Annotated in this window: 16 protein-coding genes; 11 read left to right on the forward strand and 5 right to left on the reverse strand. The window is 60.4% G+C overall.

What is annotated here, in order from left to right; translation table 11 throughout:
- Window positions 1-191: 191 nt before the first annotated feature.
- Both JJQ51_RS01585 and JJQ51_RS01590 read left to right on the forward strand, forming a co-directional pair.
- Entirely contained in the window at window positions 192-881 is a 690-nt protein-coding gene (locus JJQ51_RS01585) for a carbonic anhydrase (RefSeq protein ID WP_113395667.1), read from the forward strand.
- 4 nt (window positions 882-885) lie between these two features.
- Window positions 886-2,412, forward strand: coding sequence for a SulP family inorganic anion transporter (locus JJQ51_RS01590; protein ID WP_269244182.1), 1,527 nt, complete (start codon window positions 886-888; stop codon window positions 2,410-2,412).
- Window positions 2,413-2,704: 292 nt separating this feature from the next.
- On the opposite strand, the gene JJQ51_RS01595 is transcribed toward JJQ51_RS01590, so the two are convergent.
- The 5 genes from JJQ51_RS01595 to JJQ51_RS01615 form a co-directional block, all read right to left on the reverse strand.
- On the reverse strand, window positions 2,705-4,426 hold the full coding sequence (locus JJQ51_RS01595) for a peptidoglycan D,D-transpeptidase FtsI family protein (RefSeq protein WP_113421533.1): 1,722 nt from the start codon (window positions 4,424-4,426) through the stop codon (window positions 2,705-2,707).
- Between the two features lie 191 nt (window positions 4,427-4,617).
- A complete protein-coding gene (locus JJQ51_RS01600; protein WP_113421532.1) occupies window positions 4,618-5,163 on the reverse strand; it encodes a sarcosine oxidase subunit gamma family protein in 546 nt (181 codons plus the stop codon).
- Window positions 5,156-8,089, reverse strand: a complete 2,934-nt coding sequence (locus tag JJQ51_RS01605) for a sarcosine oxidase subunit alpha family protein (protein WP_269244183.1) — start codon at window positions 8,087-8,089, stop codon at window positions 5,156-5,158. Before JJQ51_RS01605 ends, JJQ51_RS01600 begins: the two co-directional genes overlap by 8 nt.
- Window positions 8,086-8,364, reverse strand: coding sequence for a sarcosine oxidase subunit delta (locus JJQ51_RS01610; protein WP_269244184.1), 279 nt, complete (start codon window positions 8,362-8,364; stop codon window positions 8,086-8,088). The genes JJQ51_RS01605 and JJQ51_RS01610 overlap by 4 nt, the downstream gene beginning before the upstream one ends.
- A 12-nt stretch (window positions 8,365-8,376) precedes the next feature.
- Complete coding sequence (locus JJQ51_RS01615; protein WP_269244185.1) at window positions 8,377-9,627, reverse strand: sarcosine oxidase subunit beta family protein; 1,251 nt, start codon at window positions 9,625-9,627, stop codon at window positions 8,377-8,379.
- Between the two features lie 87 nt (window positions 9,628-9,714).
- Here JJQ51_RS01615 and JJQ51_RS01620 point away from each other — a divergent pair, with 87 nt between their 5' ends.
- The 9 genes from JJQ51_RS01620 (at window position 9,715) to JJQ51_RS01660 (ending at window position 19,027) form a co-directional block, all read left to right on the forward strand.
- Window positions 9,715-10,674 (forward strand): GlxA family transcriptional regulator, encoded by a 960-nt coding sequence (locus JJQ51_RS01620; protein ID WP_269244186.1) that lies wholly within the window; start codon window positions 9,715-9,717, stop codon window positions 10,672-10,674.
- 79 nt (window positions 10,675-10,753) lie between these two features.
- Entirely contained in the window at window positions 10,754-11,437 is a 684-nt protein-coding gene (locus JJQ51_RS01625) for a helix-turn-helix domain-containing protein (protein WP_113352091.1), read from the forward strand.
- Between the two features lie 93 nt (window positions 11,438-11,530).
- Window positions 11,531-12,439 (forward strand): class II glutamine amidotransferase, encoded by a 909-nt coding sequence (locus JJQ51_RS01630; RefSeq protein WP_269244187.1) that lies wholly within the window; start codon window positions 11,531-11,533, stop codon window positions 12,437-12,439.
- A 31-nt stretch (window positions 12,440-12,470) separates the two neighbouring features.
- A complete protein-coding gene (locus tag JJQ51_RS01635) occupies window positions 12,471-13,157 on the forward strand; it encodes a GXGXG domain-containing protein (RefSeq protein WP_269244188.1) in 687 nt (228 codons plus the stop codon).
- A gap of 15 nt (window positions 13,158-13,172) precedes the next feature.
- Window positions 13,173-14,501, forward strand: a complete 1,329-nt coding sequence (locus JJQ51_RS01640; RefSeq protein ID WP_269244189.1) for an FMN-binding glutamate synthase family protein — start codon at window positions 13,173-13,175, stop codon at window positions 14,499-14,501.
- Between the two features lie 77 nt (window positions 14,502-14,578).
- Complete coding sequence (gene glnT / locus JJQ51_RS01645; protein WP_113395660.1) at window positions 14,579-15,886, forward strand: type III glutamate--ammonia ligase; 1,308 nt, start codon at window positions 14,579-14,581, stop codon at window positions 15,884-15,886.
- 99 nt (window positions 15,887-15,985) lie between these two features.
- Window positions 15,986-16,870, forward strand: a complete 885-nt coding sequence (gene purU, locus JJQ51_RS01650) for a formyltetrahydrofolate deformylase (protein WP_145323378.1) — start codon at window positions 15,986-15,988, stop codon at window positions 16,868-16,870.
- Between the two features lie 3 nt (window positions 16,871-16,873).
- On the forward strand, window positions 16,874-17,779 hold the full coding sequence (folD, locus tag JJQ51_RS01655) for a bifunctional methylenetetrahydrofolate dehydrogenase/methenyltetrahydrofolate cyclohydrolase FolD (RefSeq protein ID WP_269244190.1): 906 nt from the start codon (window positions 16,874-16,876) through the stop codon (window positions 17,777-17,779).
- A gap of 114 nt (window positions 17,780-17,893) precedes the next feature.
- Complete coding sequence (locus tag JJQ51_RS01660; RefSeq protein WP_113355708.1) at window positions 17,894-19,027, forward strand: aminomethyltransferase family protein; 1,134 nt, start codon at window positions 17,894-17,896, stop codon at window positions 19,025-19,027.
- Window positions 19,028-19,035 lie beyond the last annotated feature (8 nt).

Genomic DNA, 19,035 nt, shown 5'->3' on the forward strand with positions numbered 1-19,035 from the left:
GGAGGTCAACTAAAAGGATCTCACAGTCCACTCACAAGATTTTTATAAATTAGGCTACGCTAATTCGGTGCTCGCTATTTTCTTCCCATTTCCAGTTCCTATCTCGCACTTGCGAGATGATCGCGCATTCCAACCCGCCGGGCATGGGTACGCCCCCTGCCTGCCGTCCGGCCCATTACAAGGACTCGACAATGGGTGATTTGCTTAAAGGGATCTCCAGCTTTCGCGGTGCCGTCTTTCCCGACCATCAGGCACTTTATCGCAAGCTGGCGGAGGAGGGGCAGCAGCCGCAAGCGCTGATGATTTCCTGCGCCGACAGCCGGGTCATGCCTGAAACGATCACGCAATCCGGCCCCGGCGAACTCTTCGTTTGCCGCAATGCCGGAAACATCGTTCCTCCCTTTTCCACGGCGAATGGCGGTGTGTCCTCGGCAATAGAATATGCGGTCGTAGCACTCGGCGTTCGTGATATCATCGTCTGCGGGCATTCCGATTGCGGTGCGATGAAAGGGCTTTGCCATCCTGATCTTTTGAAACCGATGCCGAATGTCGCCGCCTGGCTGAAGCACAGTCATGCCGCCCATTCGATCGTCTGCGAAGCCTACCCCGCCGACCTGTCCGAGCGTCAAAGGGTTCGCGCCATCGCGATGGAAAACGTCGTCGTTCAGCTCGACCACTTGCGCACGCATCCTTCCGTCGCCGCCAAGCTTGCGATCAACGACATCACACTGCATGGATGGTTCTTCGATATCGAGACGGGGGAGGTGCTCGTCTATGACGGTACGGCCGCTCGCTTCACGGAAATCCTTGAGGACAGGCCTTTGCCTGTCGCGGTTAAGGGTCGTGGTCGTCCGCATGTGATCCCGCAAGCCGCGGAGTAGGCCGATGATGTCAAGCTCTGCTCTTTCACGCGACCTCGCGTCCTCGCTCGTCGTATTCCTCGTCGCCATACCGCTCTGCCTCGGCATTGCCGTGGCTTCAGGCGTTCCGGTGGCGATGGGCCTCATTTCAGGCATTGTCGGCGGTATCGTCGTCGGCCTTTTGGCGGGATCGCCGCTTCAGGTATCAGGGCCGGCCGCTGGCCTTGCCGTGATCGTCTTCGGTTTCGTCGAGCAATATGGCATCGACATGCTCGGGCCGGTTCTCATCGTTGCGGGTTTACTGCAGGTCCTTGCCGGATTCCTGAAGATCGGCTCGTGGTTCCGGGCGATTTCACCCGCGGTCGTCCACGGCATGCTCGCCGGGATCGGCATCCTCATCATTCTTGGCCAGATCCATGTGCTGATGGGGGCAAGACCGGCTGCCGGAGGCATCGAGAACGTCACTGCCATGGAGCAAACCTTTGCTCGCGTATGGGGCGCGGGGCTGACGCGTGAAGCAGTCGCTCTCCTTGTGGGGCTGATTTCCTTGCTGGCCATGATCGCCTGGGAGAAATTCAGGCCGAAGCAACTGATGCTGATACCCGGTGCCCTGGTGGGGGTTGCGGCCGGTACGATATTGACGGTTGGCATGCAGCTGCCAATTGCAAGAGTGGAGGTGCCGTTTTCCCTTATCGAAAGCATTACACTGCCGACGCTGGATGGCTTTGCCAGGATGGTCGAGCCCGGCATCATGGTGACGACGCTGGTCATCGCGGTGATCGCAAGTGCGGAAACGCTGCTCTCATCCGCCGCCGTTGATCGTATGCATGATGGCGTGCGGACCCGCTTCAACAAGGAGCTGTTTGCGCAGGGTATCGGCAACGGGCTTTGCGGTCTGTTGGGTGCGCTGCCCATCACCGGTGTCATCGTCAGGTCGTCCGCCAATATTCAGGCGGGCGCACGCTCGCGGGCGTCGGCCGTGCTGCATGGTGTTTGGATCCTCGGGCTGGTGGCGTTTCTGCCGCAGCTCCTCGCAATGGTGCCGCTGACGGCGCTTGCCGCGGTGCTGCTGGTGACAGGATGGCGGCTGATCAGTCTTCATCATGTCCGGCATCTCTTCGATCATCACGGCTGGGTCCCTGTCGGGATCTGGACCGCTACGGTCGCGATGGTGGTACTTCAGGACCTGCTCGTGGGCGTGGCACTCGGCCTTGCGCTGTCCATATTGGAAATCCTTCCATATCTGCGTCGCAAGCTCGCCATCGACAGATTGGAAGAGGATGAAACCATCCATCTCGACCTCGTGGGCGTGGCGACATGCAAGGATGTTCCCGCCCTGCTCAATATGCTGGAAACGCTTCCCGAGGGTCGCAAGATCAGGATTGCCGGCACGCGCCTGCACTACCTTGATCATACAAGCGCCGAAACCCTGCGCGAATGGCTGAAACGGCAGAAGAAATCCGGGCGTCTGGTGGAAATCGAGCATCCACCGGTCGGTCGCCATCGGCGGCTGACGCCAATCTTTGAAACACTAGCGCGGGAGGTTGCCTGATCGGTGAAGAACTCACCGGCTACCTAGCGATAATATGCTTGCCCCGCTTGTCGGGGCAAGACCAACAGCAAAACATACAAATGCCCGTTAAGGGAGGTGCGAGAAACAGCCAAACCACGTACCCGTAGTGATTTGAATTATACTACCTAAAATTGTATTAGATTGATTCATTTTGGAACATAAGCTGAGGTGGCGAGCCCTGTCTTTTGGGGCAAAACGCATTTCATCAAGCCGCGGCTTTCGAGAAAGGCGTGACTTTGCCCATCGAAGCTAGGGATCAAACATCCAATCTTCAGTACGCGGCGAGCAAGTTTGACCCGAAATCGGGCTCGACGCCGAGCAGCGGCGCGGCGTGGCTGATGATGTCATGGACCATGGGTGCCGCCGTGTTGGTCGCGAAGGTCAGATTGTGTTCGCCCGTCAGAGGCTGGTCGACGAAGGCCAGCACTACGTATTTCGGGTTATTCATTGGGAACGCCGCCAGGAACGAATTGAAGCTGAGCTTGTGCGAATAAACGCCGTGAATGACCTTGTTTGCGGTGCCCGTCTTTCCGCCGACATGATAGCCGGGGACGTCGGCAGGTTTGCCAGACCCTTGCTCACCGTTCAGCTGGAAGAGGTAGCGGATCGTGTCGCTGGTACTCTTCTTGACGATCATCGTCTCGGTCTTCTCCGCCTCTTCCTGTGTGCGCGGAAGAAAGGAGGGTTCGATCAGCTTGCCACCGTCAATGAGGGCTGCGCCAGCGACGGCAGTCTGCATCGGCGTGGTGGCGACGCCGTGGCCGAAGGCAATGGTCATGGAGTTGAGCTTCTTCCAAACCTTTGGCTGGCTGGGCGCCTTCACCTCGGGCAGTTCGGTCTGCATCTTCGTCAACAGCCCGAAGCGGGTCAGATAGCTCTTCTGGATGGTCATGCCCACCTTATCCATCATCTTGGCCGTGCCGATGTTGGACGAATAGCGGAAGATTTCCGGGATCGACAGGACACGCCGCGGCACGTCGCGGTCGTCATGGATGGTGAAGCCGCCGTAATGTAGAGGGGCGCTGGCGTCGAAGGTATCCGTCAGCTTGACCATGCCCGTGTCGATGGCCATCGCGATCGAGAAGGTCTTGAACACCGAGCCCATCTCGTCGGTGCCGTTCGACATGCGGTTCAGCCAGCCTTTGACATCAGCTTGCGGATCGTTCGGATCGAAATCGGGAGCCGAGGCCATGGCCAGGACTTCGCCCGTGTGAATGTCGAGGATGACGGCGCCGGCCGCCTGACTCTGATATCGGCCGATTGCCTCCGACACCACGTCATGCACAATGTTCTGGACACGAAGATCGATCGAAAGCCGCACCGGCTCCAATTGGTCGCGGCTCGTCAGGCCAGTGGAAGCGAGATCCGACAGGCCCTGCATGTCGAGGTATTTCTCCATGCCGGCGACGCCGTGATTGTCGATATCGACATAGCCGAGGATATGTGCGGCTGTTCGCCCGCCCGGATAGAAACGCTTGACCTCAGGTCGAAAGCCGATCGCCGGAATGCCGAGCGCCAGGATTTCGCTCTGTTCCTTCGGCGTCAGCTGCCGGCGCAGCCAGGCAAAATGCGAGCGGCGGTCAGCAAGCTTCTTATAAAGAGATTTGCGATCGATATCGGGAAAGATCGAGGCGATCTTTTCCACTGCCTCGTCCGGATCGATCACGCGGTTGGGCTCGGCAAACATCGAGACTGTGCGAATATCGGTTGCGAGCAATTCGCCGTTTCTGTCGACGATATCCGGGCGCGCGGCGCTGACATGATCCGGCGGAATCGCCGACGTGTCGGTCCGCGGCTCCATATCGAAATAGGTAAGCCTGGCAAAGATCGCCACATAACAGACAAGCAGCCCACCCGCCAGCATCATGATGCGAGCTTTGGCGAGTTTGGCTTTGCCCGTTGCGCGTACTGGCGGGCGTTCGCGTCCGCCCGGACCAAAGGTGATTCTGATGAGGCGACCGCTATTTGCGCCGAGGGCGTGGATGATCGACATGAACGATTTATTCGCAAAACAGGGGAAGGCGGACGTGCCTCTGGATCAACAATCTCTAAGCTCAAGATGGTTAACAGGGGCCTAATTATAAGTTTTTCTTACTAACGTTGTGTTTGAGGCGCACCTCGCGCAGTGCGCGTATGACGGTTACGGGCAAGATAGCCTTGCTATGTCCGCGCCAGAGATGTGGTTCAGAGCGCGAGCTGCTCGGCATCCTGAGATCGAACCAGAGCTTCGAGTTCCTCATAAAGCGAGTCCGCAAAGCTGCGCAGCACAGTCAGCTCGAAATCGTTCATGCCGATGCGCGTGAGCTGCACCGAGATATGACCGAAAAGCGTCATGGCACTGCGTCCCTCGGGGAAGCTAGACAGATGCAGATCGACGGCCGTACCTTTGTTGAGTATCCGGGGCGCGTCCTGGCCCGAAACCAGGATGCGGATACGGCCGTGGCTTTGGTCGCAGATGAAGGCGCGGCCGGCGAGGACATCGGCGATAGCCTGCCTTTGAGATTGAACGAGCTGCTCGTTACCGGCGATGAACCATTGCCGGTATCCCGCCGGGCGTACGGAACTCCGCTTGAGGCCGGCCACAGGAAGATGGGCCAAAAGCTCTTCGCTCGTGGTCGTGCCCAGCACATGCAGGAGATGTCCCTCAGGCAGGGCTTCAAGCCGGATGGTCTCGCTTTGCAGGACGGCCTTTCCGGCAAGGACCGGCTTTGATATCGGCAAATCAGGCATGGAGTTTCTCATTCTGCGGGTCGAGGAAGACCGGGCTGCAGATCATTGCATCCGTGTATTCGTTTCTAAGCCCGTTCCAGACGACGACCTTCTTGCCGATGCGCTCCGCTCCATTCTTGATGAGAGCGAGCCCGATCGTATGGCCGAGGCTGGGGGAAAAGGCGCTCGATGTCACATAGCCTTGGTCGTTTTCGAGTGTCGCCGCCCCACCGTCCGCAAGGATATGAGCGCCGGTACGGAAGCTTGTTGCCGGGTCCACCGGTTTGACACCGACGAGGCGAGGCCGATCGGCGGCCTGGAGACCATCGCGCGCGAGCATCGCCTTGCCGATGAAATCAGGCTTCGCCGCCGAAACCATGCGGGCAAAGCCAAGATCGCCTGGCGTTACCGTGCCGTTGATCTCGGCATGGGTGACATGACCCTTCTCGATACGCATGACGCCAAGCGCCTCGGCGCCATAGGCGCAAATTTCATGCTTTTGACCCGCCTCCATGATGGCGTCGGCGACGAATTCGCCATAGGCCGCCGGCACGGCGAGCTCGTAGGCGAGCTCCCCGGAAAAAGATATGCGGAAGAGGCGACCCTCAAGCTTGCCGCCGAACAATGAGACCGCGCGCGCGCTCATGAACGGGAAGGCGGTGTTGGAAATATCCTCGTCGACGATTTCGGAGAGGATCAACCGCGACTTGGGTCCGGCGACCGCCATCTGCGCCCATTGATCGGTTGACGACGCGAAACAGACCTCCAGCTCGGGCCAGAGCGTCTGGGCACAGAACTCCAGGTGGGTGAGCACGCCGGCGGCAAGCGCTGTCGTTGTGGTCATGAAAAAATGGTCTTCGCTCAACCGGCTGGTGGTGCCGTCATCATAGATCATGCCGTCTTCGCGCAGCATGATGCCGTAGCGCGCCTTGCCGACGGAAAGCTTGGCGAAACCGTTGCAATAGATGCGGTCGAGGAAGGTTGCGGCATCCTTGCCGAAGATCTCGATCTTGCCGAGTGTGGAGACATCGCAGATGCCGGCATTTTTTCGGATGTTCAGCACTTCGCGATCGACGCTTTCGCGCCAGGTTTTTTCACCCTCGCGCGGAAACCAGGAGGAGCGGTACCAAAGCCCGGTTTCCACGAAGACCGCACCATTCTTCTTTGCCCACTGGTGTAAAGGGGATTTTCGCGCCGGCTGAAAATGCTTAGCCCGCGAGGTACCTGTCAAAGCACCGAAGGAAACCGGCGTGTAGAAGGGCCTGAATGTCGTGGTGCCGACCTCGGCCGGCGATACGCCGCGGGCCTCGGCCAGGATGCCGATGGCGTTGACATTGGAGAGCTTGCCCTGATCGGTCGCCATGCCGTTGGTCGTATAGCGCTTGGCAAGCTCGACATCGCCATAGCCTTCACGAACGGCAAGGCCGAGATCCTTGAGGTGCACGTCGTTTTGATAGTCGACGAAGGCCTTGCCCTTGCCACCTTTGACAAACCAGAGCGGCTTGGCAGCAGGCGGTGCTTCCTCCATTGACGCAAAGGCCGGGACGATCTTGCCAAGGCCGATTGCTTCCAGCGCCTCGGCGGCTTTCATTGCCCCGTCGCCAAGGCAGCTATCGGTGGAGGCAAGGCCGGCTGCGGAGCCGGCAATCAGCAAGCCATCCTGTCTTTCAGGGGCCAGGAAGGCTGCACACTTTTCCGACCAGGTCGGCTTTGCACCGCGATGGCAGGCGAGGTGAATGATCGGGCTCCAGCCGCCGGACATGGCAAGCGCGTCGGCTTCGATTTCCCGGCTACCGGAGGAGCTCACCACGGTCACACGGCGCAGCTGCTTGCCGCCATGCGCGTCAATGACGCGAGCGCCGGCCAAGACTTGTGCCTTGCCGTTCCAGAGATCGTTGCCATCGGCGCGACTATCGACGATGGCGGTAACCTCGACGCCCGCTGCCTCGAGCTCGGCGGCGGTGCGGTAGCCGGAACTGTTGGTCGTGAAGACTATCGTGCGCTTGCCAGGCGCAACCGCCTGCCGATTCAGATAGCTGCGCATTGCGCCTGATATCATCACGCCCGGAATGTCGTTGCCGCCGAAGACGATTGGGCGCTCTTCCGCTCCGGTCGCGAGGATCGCCTGCTTGGCGATGATGCGCCACAGGCGCTCGACCGGCCGTCGCGGATCAGACGTCGCCACATGCTTCTGAACGCGTTCGACCGCCCCGAAGACATTGTCGTCGTACCAGCCGATAACTGTCGTTCGCGGCAGGCACTGCACGTTCGACAGGCTTTCGAGCTCATTGATCATGCTTTCGAACGTCGGATTCTTCTCTGCGAGCAAACCGCCGCCGAGGGCGAAGCCTTCGTCTGCAAGAACCACCCGCGCTCCGGCGCGTCCCGCCGTCAGCGCCGCGGCAAGACCTGTGGGTCCGGCGCCGATCACGAGCAGATCGCAATGCGCCCAGCATTTTTCATAGGAATCGGGATCCGCCTCATAGGATGCCTTGCCAAGACCGGCGGCCTTGCGGATCAGCGGTTCGTAGACCTTCTCCCAGAAGGCGGCCGGCCACATGAAGGTCTTGTAGTAGAAGCCGGCGCTGAGGAAAGGCGACAACAAGCCGTTGACGGCGCCGATATCGAAGCCGAGCGACGGCCAGCGATTCTGACTGCGCGCCGTGAGCCCATCGTAAAGCTCGATCATCGTGGCACGGGTATTGGCTTCAGTTCGTCCGCCCGTGCCGGTCGTGACAAGGGCATTGGGCTCGGCGGCACCCGCCGTCAGGATGCCGCGCGGGCGATGATATTTGAAGCTGCGGCCGACAAGCTGGATACCATTGGCGAGCAGGGCGGAGGCAAGCGTGTCGCCGGGATGGCCCGTCAGATCCCGGCCGTCGAAGCTGAAGGCGAGGGTCTTCGAACGATCGATCAGGCCGCCGGAGGAAAGACGATAGCTGCTCATGCGCCGCCCCCAAGCTTGGCAAGTGCCGCGTCGCTGACGCCATGGACCTTGTGGGTAACAGTGTCGCGCTCGACGATCAGCCAGCGGCGGCAACCGGATGAGTGATGCCAATACTCCTTGTGAAGCCCCTTCGGATTGTCGCGCAGATAGACGTAATCGTACCAGTCTTCCGCGCCGGCGTCGGCTTTCGGGCGGCTGAGGTTCGCATCGCCCTTGATGGTGAATTCTTCCTTGGGCCGGGTGCCGCAGTGAGGGCAGGAAATCAGGCTTGCCATCGTGTCATGTCCTCAATGCAGGTTCGGTTGGGCGCCGACGCCCTTTTCATCGATTTGATAGCCACGCCGAAAGCGATCGAGGCGCAACTGCATTGCTGTCTCATGCGGCTCGTTGCGGGCGATCAGATGCGCGTAGCAATAGCCCGACGCCGGCGTGGCCTTGAAACCGCCGTAGCACCAGCCGGCGTTCAGATAGAGGTTGTCGATATGCGTCCGGTCGATGATTGGAGAGCCATCCATGCTCATGTCCATGACGCCACCCCATGTGCGCAGGTAGCGCACGCGCGTCAGCGCCGGGATCATCGCCACACCGGCTTCGGCGACATGTTCGACGGTCGCGAGATTGCCGCGCTGGGCGTAGGAATTGTATCCGTCGATATCGCCGCCGAAGACGAGACCGCCCTTGTCGGACTGCGAGACATAGAAATGGCCGGCGCCGAAGGTGACGACGCAATCGATGAACGGCTTCAGGCCTTCCGAGACGAAGGCCTGCAGCACATGGCTCTCGATCGGCAAGCGCAGACCCGCCATGTCGGCGACCACCGTGGAATTGCCCGCGGCCGCGAGCGCCAGCTTGCCGCAACCGATGTAGCCCTTCGTGGTCTCGACGCCAAGGACCCGGTCATTGTCGGAACGAATACCAGTCACTTCGCAGCCGGTGATGATGTCGACGCCACGGCTGTCGGCGCCGCGGGCATAGCCCCAGGCGACTGCGTCATGGCGCACCGTGCCGCCGCGCGCCTGCAACAGGCCACCCATGATCGGGAAGCGGGCGTTTTCGAAATCCAGGAAGGGCAGCTTTTTGCGAACAGCTTCGCGATCGAGCAATTCCGCGTCGACGCCGTGCAGGCGCATGGCGTTGCCGCGACGGGTATAGGCGTCGCGTTGAGCATCCGAATGAAATAGATTGAGAACGCCGCGCTGCGAGACCATGGCGTTGAAATTGAAATCCTGCTCCAGCCCTTCCCAGAGCTTCATCGAGAGCTCGTAGAACGGATTGTTGCCGGGCAGCAGGTAGTTCGAGCGGATGATCGTCGTATTGCGCCCGATATTACCCGAGCCGAGATAGCCCTTTTCCAGAACGGCGACGTTGGTGATGCCGAAGGTCTTGGCCAGATAATAGGCAGTTGCCAGCCCATGACCGCCGCCACCGACGATGATGACGTCATAATGCGGTTTCGGTTGCGGCTGGCGCCAGGCGGGCGCCCAGCCGGTATTGCCGCGAAGACCGTTGAGGAAAACAGAAAAAGCCGAATAGCGCATGGTTCGATCCGCTGTGAATGCGCTCATGATGACAGAGTGGCAAATGCCGACTTGCCCAATTAGGACCTCTTTCGATAAAAAGGGGACATGGCTTCCATCGATGCAAGAAAAAGTCAGGCCATCGGCTTCGTCCTGATCCCTGGATTCGCGCTGATGTCCTATGCTTCCGCGAGCGAGCCGTTGCGCGCCGCGAATCTTTTGGCCGGACGTGAAATCTATCGATTGTCGATTTTTTCGCCGGATGGCACCCCGGCGGTATCCTCTGGTGGTGTACCGGTGCCGGCCGACCCTCTCCCGGGTCGCGGATCCGGCCTCGGCACGGTCTTCGTCTGCGCCGGCGGCTCGCCGCGCGATTGGCACTACCCTTCGGTTCTCGCCTGCCTCCGCCAGCTCGCACGCGAGGGCGTGCGCATCGGTGGCATCTCGGGCGGCCCCTATCTGCTCGCAGCGGCCGGCCTTCTGACCGAGCGCGATTTCACCATTCATTGGGAGCATGCGCCGGCCTTGCTCGAAGCCTTTCCAGCACTTGCGCCGCGCCAGGCACGCTTCGTCATCGATGGCAATCGCATCACCTGCGGCGGTGGCATCGCGCCGCTGGACATGATGCATGTGCTGATATCAGAGCACATGGGCGCCGATTTCGCCCGGCGCGTCAGCGACTGGTATCTGCACACCGAAGTCGGCGAGCCAGCGGCGCCGCAACGCGGTTCGCTCGCAGAACGCTACGGCGTTCACCATCCGGGCCTGCTCAGCGTTCTTGCAAAAATGGAGGAAACGATCGAGATGCCGCTCGACCGTACGGCCATGGCACGCATTGCCGGCGTCACGCCGCGTCATCTTGACCGGCTGTTTGCTAGTCATCTCGGCTCGACATTCCTAGATCAATATCGGCTGATACGCCTGCGGCATGCCCGGCGGCTTCTGGAGCAAAGTCCGCTTTCGATTTCCGAAATCGCCATCGCCACCGGCTTTTCCAGCGGCGCGCATTTCTCCAGAGCCTATCGCTCGCTTTATGGCATGGCACCCCGCGAAACCCGCCGCGACTGATTTTCGTCGCAGTTGAGAAAATTTCACTGGGAGGATAGAGTTCTTCCCAGCAGGCCCTGCCGGCAAAAAAGGATACAGAATGAAAACCAAGGCAGACACGATATCGGCGGACGACCAATCCCATGCTGGACGCTCGGCCTTCTCCCAAAACCCGCATGCGGTTCGCGAGCCGAAGGAAAACAATCTCGAAATGGCGATCGGCCACGAAGTTCGCGCCTATCGCAAGAAGCTCGGCATCACCGTGACGGATCTCGCCGCCGCGACGGGGATCTCGCTCGGCATGCTGTCGAAGATCGAGAACGGCAATATCTCGCCGTCGTTGACGACGCTGCAATCGCTGTCGCGTGCGCTCGGCGTGCCCTTGACCGCATTCTTCCGTCGCTATGAGGAGCCGCGCAACGCCGTCTTCGTCAAGGCGGGCCAAGGTGTCGAGCTGGAACGCCGTGGCACGCGCGCGGGCCATCAATATAATCTCCTTGGCCATATCGACAACAATTCCAGCGGCGTCATCGTCGAGCCCTATCTCATCACGCTGACGGCGGATTCCGACGTCTTCCCGACCTTTCAGCATGAGGGAATGGAGTTCCTCTATATGCTCGAGGGCGAGGTCATGTACCGCCATGGGGACCAGCTTTACCCCATGCAGCCCGGCGATAGCCTCTTCTTCGATGCGGATGCTCCGCATGGCCCGGAGGTGCTGGTGAAACTGCCGGCAAAATACCTTTCGATCATTAGTTACCCACAGCGAGGCAAGACCGACTGACTTGCCTTAAAAGAAAAAATTATTCTTTTGAGTTGAAAAACCGCGACGGACCTGATAGCCATTTTTGCAGATGCGAAAACGGAGGCTTTGGGCATGTGCGGAATTGTCGGTCTTTTCTTGAAGGATAAGGCGCTGGAGCCGAAACTCGGCGCGCTTCTGTCTTCCATGTTGATCACGATGACCGATCGCGGACCTGATAGTGCGGGTATCGCGATCTACGGCAACGATAATGGCAGCTCGGCCAAGATTACCGTTCAGTCACCTGATCCGGTCAAGGATTTCGACGGATTGGAATATGAGCTGAGGCGGGCGCTCGACATTCCCGTGGCCGTGGCGGTTAAGAGCACGCATGCCGTCATCACCCTTTCCAAGGACAAGCTTGAAGAGGGCAGGGTGGCACTGGCGGGTCTGCGCCCGAATATCCGGGTCATGAGCAGTGGCGATACCGTCGAGATCTACAAGGAGGTCGGCCTGCCGAAGGATGTGGTCTCGCGCTTCGGCGTCACCGCCATGTCAGGCACGCATGGCATCGGCCATACGCGCATGGCGACGGAATCGGCCGTCACGACGCTCGGCGCTCATCCCTTCTCCACCGGCTCGGACCAGTGCCTGGTTCACAACGGTTCGCTATCGAACCACAACAACCTGCGGCGCGAGCTGAAGCGCGAGGGCATGACCTTCGAGACGGAAAACGATACCGAGGTCGCGGCCGCCTATCTGACGGCCGAGATGGCCAAGGGCAAGGATCTCGGGGCGGCGCTCGAAAGCGCGGTCGACGATCTCGACGGCTTCTTCACCTTCGTCGTCGGCACCAAGTCCGGCTTCGGCGTCGTTCGCGACCCCATCGCCTGCAAGCCGGCGGTCATGGCCGAGACGGACCAGTATGTCGCCTTCGGCTCCGAATATCGTGCACTCGTCAATCTACCGGGCATCGAGGATGCCCGCATCTGGGAGCCGGAGCCGGCGACCGTCTATTTCTGGGATCACGAAAAGGCTGCCTGATCAGAAGCGCCGTAATCGAGAGAGATCTTACATGCCAGTTTTCGACCTATCCGTCACGCCGCTGCGCGAACTCAATAGCGCCCTTCATGGCCTCGCCGCCGGCACCAACGATACGGCTTTCGAAGTCGTCAACCCGCGCGGCCATCATGCTGTTGCCGCAGGTATCGACGCGCCCGTCACTGTCGATATCAAGGGCTCCGTCGGCTATTACTGCGCCGGCATGAATGATGGCGGCAACGTCACCATCCACGGTTCGGCCGGCCCAGGCGTTGCGGAAAACATGATGTCCGGCACCGTCGTCATCGAAGGCGATGCCAGCCAGTATGCCGGGGCGACCGGGCAGGGTGGCCTGCTTGTCATCAAGGGCAATGCCGCCTCACGCTGCGGCATCTCGATGAAGGGCATTGATATCGTCGTCCACGGCAATATCGGCCATATGTCGGCCTTCATGGGACAGTCAGGCCATCTGGTCGTGCTCGGTGACGCCGGCGATGCGCTGGGGGACAGCCTCTACGAGGCCAAGCTCTTCGTCCGCGGTTCGGTGAAAAGCCTCGGCTCCGATTGCATCGAAAAGGAGATGCGCCCGGAACACCTGCAGAAGCTCTCCGAGCTTCTGGAAAAGGCCGGCGTGCGCGGCGTCAGGCCGGAGGAATTCAAGCGCTATGGATCGGCGCGCAAGCTCTATAATTTCAATATCGACAATGCCGACGCGTACTAAGGCGAAGGGGACCTCATGAGCTACCACAATCCGCACACGCCGCCTCGCAAGTCCGCTACCTTCGACGATCATACGCTCGCCGAAATCCGCCGCGCGGCGGCGACGGGCATTTACGACATTCGCGGCGCCGGCACCAAGCGCAAGGTGCCGCATTTCGATGATCTACTGTTCCTCGGCGCGTCGATATCGCGCTATCCGCTCGAAGGCTATCGCGAGAAGTGCGATACGACCGTCGTCCTCGGCAGCCGTTTCGCCAAGAAGCCGATCACGCTGAAGACCCCGATCACTATTGCTGGCATGAGCTTCGGCGCGCTTTCCGGCAATGCCAAGGAAGCACTTGGCCGCGGCGCGACGATCGCAGGCACGTCGACGACGACAGGCGACGGCGGCATGACGGACGAGGAGCGCGGCCATTCGCAGACGCTGGTCTATCAGTACCTCCCGTCGCGCTACGGTATGAACCCTAGGGATCTGCGCCGCGCCGATGCGATCGAAGTCGTTGTGGGCCAAGGCGCCAAGCCCGGCGGCGGCGGCATGCTGCTCGGCCAAAAGATTTCCGATCGCGTCGCCAATATGCGCAATCTTCCGAAGGGTATCGATCAGCGTTCGGCCTGCCGCCATCCGGATTGGACCGGTCCGGACGATCTCGAAATCAAGATCATGGAGCTGCGCGAGATCACCGATTGGGAAAAGCCGATCTACGTGAAGGTCGGCGGTGCGCGCCCCTATTACGATACGGCTCTTGCGGTCAAGGCCGGTGCCGACGTCGTCGTGCTTGACGGCATGCAGGGCGGCACCGCTGCGACGCAGGATGTCTTCATCGAGAATGTCGGCATGCCGACGCTTGCCTGTATCCGCCCCGCAGTCCAGGCACTGCAGGATCTCGGCATGCATCGCAAGGTACAGCTCATCATTTCGGGCGGCATTCGTTCCGGAGCCGATGTGGCGAAGGCGCTGGCGCTGGGCGCCGACGCCGTTGCCATCGGTACGGCGGCGCTGGTCGCGATCGGCGACAACGATCCCAAATGGGAAGAAGAATATCAGAAGCTCGGCACGACGGCCGGCGCCTATGACGACTGGCACGAGGGCAAGGACCCAGCCGGTATCACGACCCAGGATCCTGAGCTCGCAAGCCGGCTCGACCCCATTGCAGCCGGCCGGCGCCTTGCCAATTATCTCAAGGTGATGACGCTGGAAGCGCAGACGATCGCGCGTGCTTGCGGCAAGAATCACCTGCACAACCTGGAGCCGGAGGATCTCTGTGCGCTGACGATGGAGGCCGCCGCCATGGCGCAGATTCCGCTCGCCGGCACCAATTGGTACCCGGGCAAGGGAGGCATTTAAGATACCGGCCGGGCCGAGAGGTCCGGCCGCTGCATGCATCATCGAAGTGTCTCGAAGAAATCCAAAGGGGAACGAGAATGACACTGGATCTTGCTGCCTTTGCAAAGGACAAAGGCATCAAATATTTCATGATCAGTTATACGGATCTTTTTTCCGGCCAGCGTGCCAAGCTGGTGCCGGCGCAGGCGATTGCCGGGATGCAGGAGGAGGGTGCCGGCTTTGCCGGTTTTGCCACCTGGCTCGACATGACGCCCGCCCATCCCGATCTTTTTGCCGTACCCGATGCCTCCTCCGTTATCCAGCTCCCGTGGAAGAAGGATGTTGCCTGGGTCGCGGCCGATTGCATGATGGAGGGTGAGCTGGTCGCCCAGGCGCCGCGCAACGTGCTGAAGAAGCTCGTGAAGGAAGCGGAAGCCGCGGGCAAGCGCGTCAAGACCGGCGTCGAGGCCGAATTCTTCCTGATCACCGCCGATGGCGCCAAGATATCGGATGAATACGACACGGCTGAAAAGCCCTGCTATGACCAGCAGGCTGTCATGCGGCGATATGACGTCATCTCCGAGATCTGCGACTATATGCTGGAGCTTGGCTGGGGCGCCTATCAGAACGACCACGAGGATGCCAATGGCCAGTTCGAGATGAACTGGGAATTCGACGACGCCCTGAAGACGGCGGACAAGCACTCCTTCTTCAAATTCATGGTCAAATCGATCGCCGAAAAGCATGGCCTCAGGGCGACATTCATGCCGAAGCCTTTCAAGGGGCTGACGGGCAACGGCTGCCATTGCCATATTTCCGTATGGAGTAATGATGGCAGGACCAATGTCTTTGCCGACAGAGAGGCCGAATTCGGCCTGTCCGCCGAGGGCAAGCATTTCCTCGGTGGCATCATGAAGCATGCCTCGTCGCTGGCGGCCATCACCAATCCCACCGTTAATTCCTACAAGCGCATCAATGCGCCGCGCACCACGTCGGGTGCCACCTGGTCTCCCAATACCGTGACATGGACCGGCAACAACCGCACCCATATGGTGCGCGTGCCTGGTCCCGGCCGCTTCGAGCTGCGCCTGCCCGATGGTGCCGTCAATCCCTACCTGCTGCAGGCCGTCATCATCGCTGCCGGCCTCGATGGCCTACGCAGCATGGCCGATCCGGGGCCTCATCACGATATCGACATGTATGCGGAGGGTCATCTCGTGAAGAATGCGCCGCGACTGCCGCTCAATCTGCTCGATGCGCTGCGTGCCTATGACGAGGACGAGGGGCTGAAGCAGGCGATCGGTTCGGAATTCTCCGAAGCCTATCTGAAGCTCAAGCATCAGGAGTGGAACGCCTACTGCTCGCACTTCACGCAGTGGGAGCGCGACAGCACGCTCGATATCTGAGTGCGTGGCGGCAAGATGCCCTTCAGGGCTCAGGCGCCGGGGTGCATTCCCCCGGCGCGAGGGCGGAATTTTGGCCGCGGACGGCGGAGGAAGATCAGCATGACGAGCTATGTATTGACAGTGACGTGCCAATCGACGCGTGGGATCGTTGCGGCGATCTCGAACTATCTGGCCGGGCAGGGCTGCAACATCGTCGATTCCAGCCAGTTCGACGATCTCGATACCGGCAAGTTCTTCATGCGCGTCTCCTTCATCTCCGAGGAAGGGGTGGGCCAGGCAGCGCTCGTCGAAGGCTTCAAGCCGATCGCGGAAAAGTTCGCCATGGATGCCGAGATCCATGACGAGAAGAAGCGCATGAAGGTGCTGCTCATGGTCTCGCGCTTCGGCCATTGCCTGAACGACCTGCTCTACCGCTGGAAGATCGGCGCATTGCCGATCGACATCGTCGGCGTCGTCTCCAACCATTTCGATTACCAGAAGGTGGTCGTCAATCACGACATCCCCTTCCACCACATCAAGGTGACGAAGGACAACAAGCCGCAGGCCGAAGCCCAGTTGCTCGAGATCGTCGAGCAGACCGGCACCGAGCTTGTCGTGCTGGCCCGCTACATGCAGGTTCTCTCGGATGCGCTGTGCCGGAAGATGTCGGGCCGCATCATCAACATCCACCATTCCTTCCTGCCGTCCTTCAAGGGGGCGAACCCCTACAAGCAGGCCTATGAGCGCGGCGTGAAGCTGATCGGGGCGACGGCGCATTATGTGACGGCCGATCTCGACGAAGGTCCGATCATCGAGCAGGACACGGCGCGCATCACGCATGCGCAGTCGGCCGAGGATTATGTCTCGATCGGCCGCGATGTGGAAAGCCAGGTGCTGGCCCGCGCCATCCATGCGCATATCCACTATCGCACCTTCCTCAACGGCAATCGCACCGTCGTCTTCCCGGCAAGCCCGGGCTCCTATGCCTCCGAGCGCATGGGGTGAGTGATGGCGCTCGCGACAGTGATCGACGGTAAGAAAGCGGCGGCTTCGGTGATCGAGGCGGTGAAGGCTGCAGCGGCTGGACTTGAGGCGGAGGCCGGTGTGAAGACCGGGCTCGCGGTCGTCATCGTCGGCGACGATCCGGCCAGCCACGCCTATGTGAACTCCAAGAGCAAGATGGCGAGGGAATGCGGCTTCAAGTCGCTCCAGCACACGCTGCCGGCCGAAACGACGCAGGAAGAACTAGCGAAGCTCGTGGCCTCGCTGAACGACGATCCCTCCATCCACGGCATTCTCGTACAGCTGCCGCTGCCGAAGCATCTGAATTCGGATGACATCATTCAGTCGATCAAGCCGGAGAAGGATGTCGATGGCCTGCATGTGGTCAATGCCGGCAAGCTTGCAACCGGCGATCTCGAAACCGGGCTGATCTCCTGTACGCCAGCCGGCGCCATGCTTTTGGTACGCTCCATCCATGGCGAGGACCTGTCGGGTCTCAATGCCGTTGTCATCGGCCGTTCCAACCTGTTCGGTAAGCCGATGGCGCAATTGCTGCTTTCCGCCAATGCGACGGTCACGACGGCGCATTCGCGCACGAAGGATCTGACTTCGGTGGCAAGAGGCGCCGATATTCTGGTGGCAGCCGTCGGCCGTCCCGAGATGGTGAAGGCCGACTGGATCAAGCCCGGCGCCACCGTCATCGATGTCGGCATCAACCGGATCGATGCACCCGAGCGCGGCGAGGGCAAGAGCCGGCTGGTGGGCGATGTCGCCTATGGTGAAGCATCCGAAGTCGCCGCCGCGATCACGCCGGTTCCAGGCGGTGTCGGACCGATGACGATCGCCATGCTGATGGCCAATACCGTCATCGCTGCCCATCGCGCCGCGGGTCAGAAGCCGCCGAGGTTTTGAGAGCGAAATACCATCCGGACGGCCAAGAAAAACCCCCCGGATCGGCTTGCCAAGGCGCGAAAGACGATTATAGTCAGGAAATAAATATTCCATAGAAGAAAAAGAGGGAACGAAATGGCATTATCATGGCGTTTCTCCGCCTTGGCGGACCGGCACCGTGCTCTCGGATCGAAACTCGAGGATTGGAGCGGCATGGGAACCGCCTGGACCTACGAGAAGGACATGTCGCAGGAGCATGTCGCGATCCGCACCAAGGCCGGCATCATGGACGTTTCCGGCCTCAAGAAAGTGCATCTGGTTGGACCGCACGCCATTGCCGTGCTCGACTATATCACCACCCGCGACATGTCGAAGATCTATCCCGGCCGCTCGGTCTATGCCGCGATGCTCAACGATCGCGGCTACTTCACCGACGACTGCATCGTCTACCGCACCGGTCCGAATTCCTGGATGCTGGTGCATGGTTCGGGCTCAGGCCACGAGGAAGTGCTCAAGCAGGCGGCCGGCCGCAACTGCGCTGTCCTCTTTGACGACGATCTGCACGATCTGTCGCTGCAGGGTCCCATCGCTGTTGACTACCTTGCCAAATACGTCCCTGGCATCCGAGATCTCAAATACTTCCATCACATGCAGACGACGCTGTTCGGTGCGCCTGTGATGATCTCGCGCACGGGCTATACCGGCGAGCGCGGTTATGAGATCTTCGTGCGCGGCCAGGATGCGCCGATGGTCTGGGATCGTATCGTCGCGGAAGGCGAGGAGATGGGGATCATCCCCTGCTGCTTCAGCGTCCTCGACATGCTGCGCGTCGAAAGCTATTTGCTCTTCTATCCCTACGATAACTCGCAGATGTACCCCTTCGCGGACCAGCCGCCCGGCGATAGTCTTTGGGAGCTCGGCCTCGACTTCACGGTCAGCCCGGGAAAGACAGGTTTCCGCGGCGCCGAAGAACATGCGCGCCTCAAGGGCAAGGAACGCTTCAAGATCTTCGGTATGCTGATCGATGCGGACGGTCCGGCCGATCTCGGCGACGAGGTCTATGCCGAGGGTAAAAAGGTCGGTGTCATCACCTGCCCCTGCTATTCGACCCTGACAAAGAAATCGATGGCGATCGCCCGCCTCGATGTCGACAAGGCCGTGCAGGGCACGAAGCTGGAAGTACGCGGCAAGAGCCTGAACGCAAGCGCGATTGCCCATACGCTGCCGTTTGACGACCCTGAAAAGAAGAAGAGGACGGCCATCGGTTAAGGAGGCGC

Source organism: Rhizobium sp. AG207R (assembly GCF_027109195.1).
Classification (GTDB): domain Bacteria; phylum Pseudomonadota; class Alphaproteobacteria; order Rhizobiales; family Rhizobiaceae; genus Rhizobium; species Rhizobium dioscoreae.

Bases quoted from the DNA above. Each gene is read 5' to 3' on its own strand.
- JJQ51_RS01585 (WP_113395667.1), top strand. From the start codon at position 192: ATGGGTGATTTGCTTAAAGGGATCTCCAGCTTTCGCGGTGCCGTCTTT.
- JJQ51_RS01590 (WP_269244182.1), top strand. From the start codon at position 886: ATGATGTCAAGCTCTGCTCTTTCACGCGACCTCGCGTCCTCGCTCGTC.
- JJQ51_RS01595 (WP_113421533.1), bottom strand. From the start codon at position 4,426: ATGTCGATCATCCACGCCCTCGGCGCAAATAGCGGTCGCCTCATCAGA.
- JJQ51_RS01600 (WP_113421532.1), bottom strand. From the start codon at position 5,163: ATGCCTGATTTGCCGATATCAAAGCCGGTCCTTGCCGGAAAGGCCGTC.
- JJQ51_RS01605 (WP_269244183.1), bottom strand. From the start codon at position 8,089: ATGAGCAGCTATCGTCTTTCCTCCGGCGGCCTGATCGATCGTTCGAAG.
- JJQ51_RS01610 (WP_269244184.1), bottom strand. From the start codon at position 8,364: ATGGCAAGCCTGATTTCCTGCCCTCACTGCGGCACCCGGCCCAAGGAA.
- JJQ51_RS01615 (WP_269244185.1), bottom strand. From the start codon at position 9,627: ATGCGCTATTCGGCTTTTTCTGTTTTCCTCAACGGTCTTCGCGGCAAT.
- JJQ51_RS01620 (WP_269244186.1), top strand. From the start codon at position 9,715: ATGGCTTCCATCGATGCAAGAAAAAGTCAGGCCATCGGCTTCGTCCTG.
- JJQ51_RS01625 (WP_113352091.1), top strand. From the start codon at position 10,754: ATGAAAACCAAGGCAGACACGATATCGGCGGACGACCAATCCCATGCT.
- JJQ51_RS01630 (WP_269244187.1), top strand. From the start codon at position 11,531: ATGTGCGGAATTGTCGGTCTTTTCTTGAAGGATAAGGCGCTGGAGCCG.
- JJQ51_RS01635 (WP_269244188.1), top strand. From the start codon at position 12,471: ATGCCAGTTTTCGACCTATCCGTCACGCCGCTGCGCGAACTCAATAGC.
- JJQ51_RS01640 (WP_269244189.1), top strand. From the start codon at position 13,173: ATGAGCTACCACAATCCGCACACGCCGCCTCGCAAGTCCGCTACCTTC.
- glnT (WP_113395660.1), top strand. From the start codon at position 14,579: ATGACACTGGATCTTGCTGCCTTTGCAAAGGACAAAGGCATCAAATAT.
- purU (WP_145323378.1), top strand. From the start codon at position 15,986: ATGACGAGCTATGTATTGACAGTGACGTGCCAATCGACGCGTGGGATC.
- folD (WP_269244190.1), top strand. From the start codon at position 16,874: ATGGCGCTCGCGACAGTGATCGACGGTAAGAAAGCGGCGGCTTCGGTG.
- JJQ51_RS01660 (WP_113355708.1), top strand. From the start codon at position 17,894: ATGGCATTATCATGGCGTTTCTCCGCCTTGGCGGACCGGCACCGTGCT.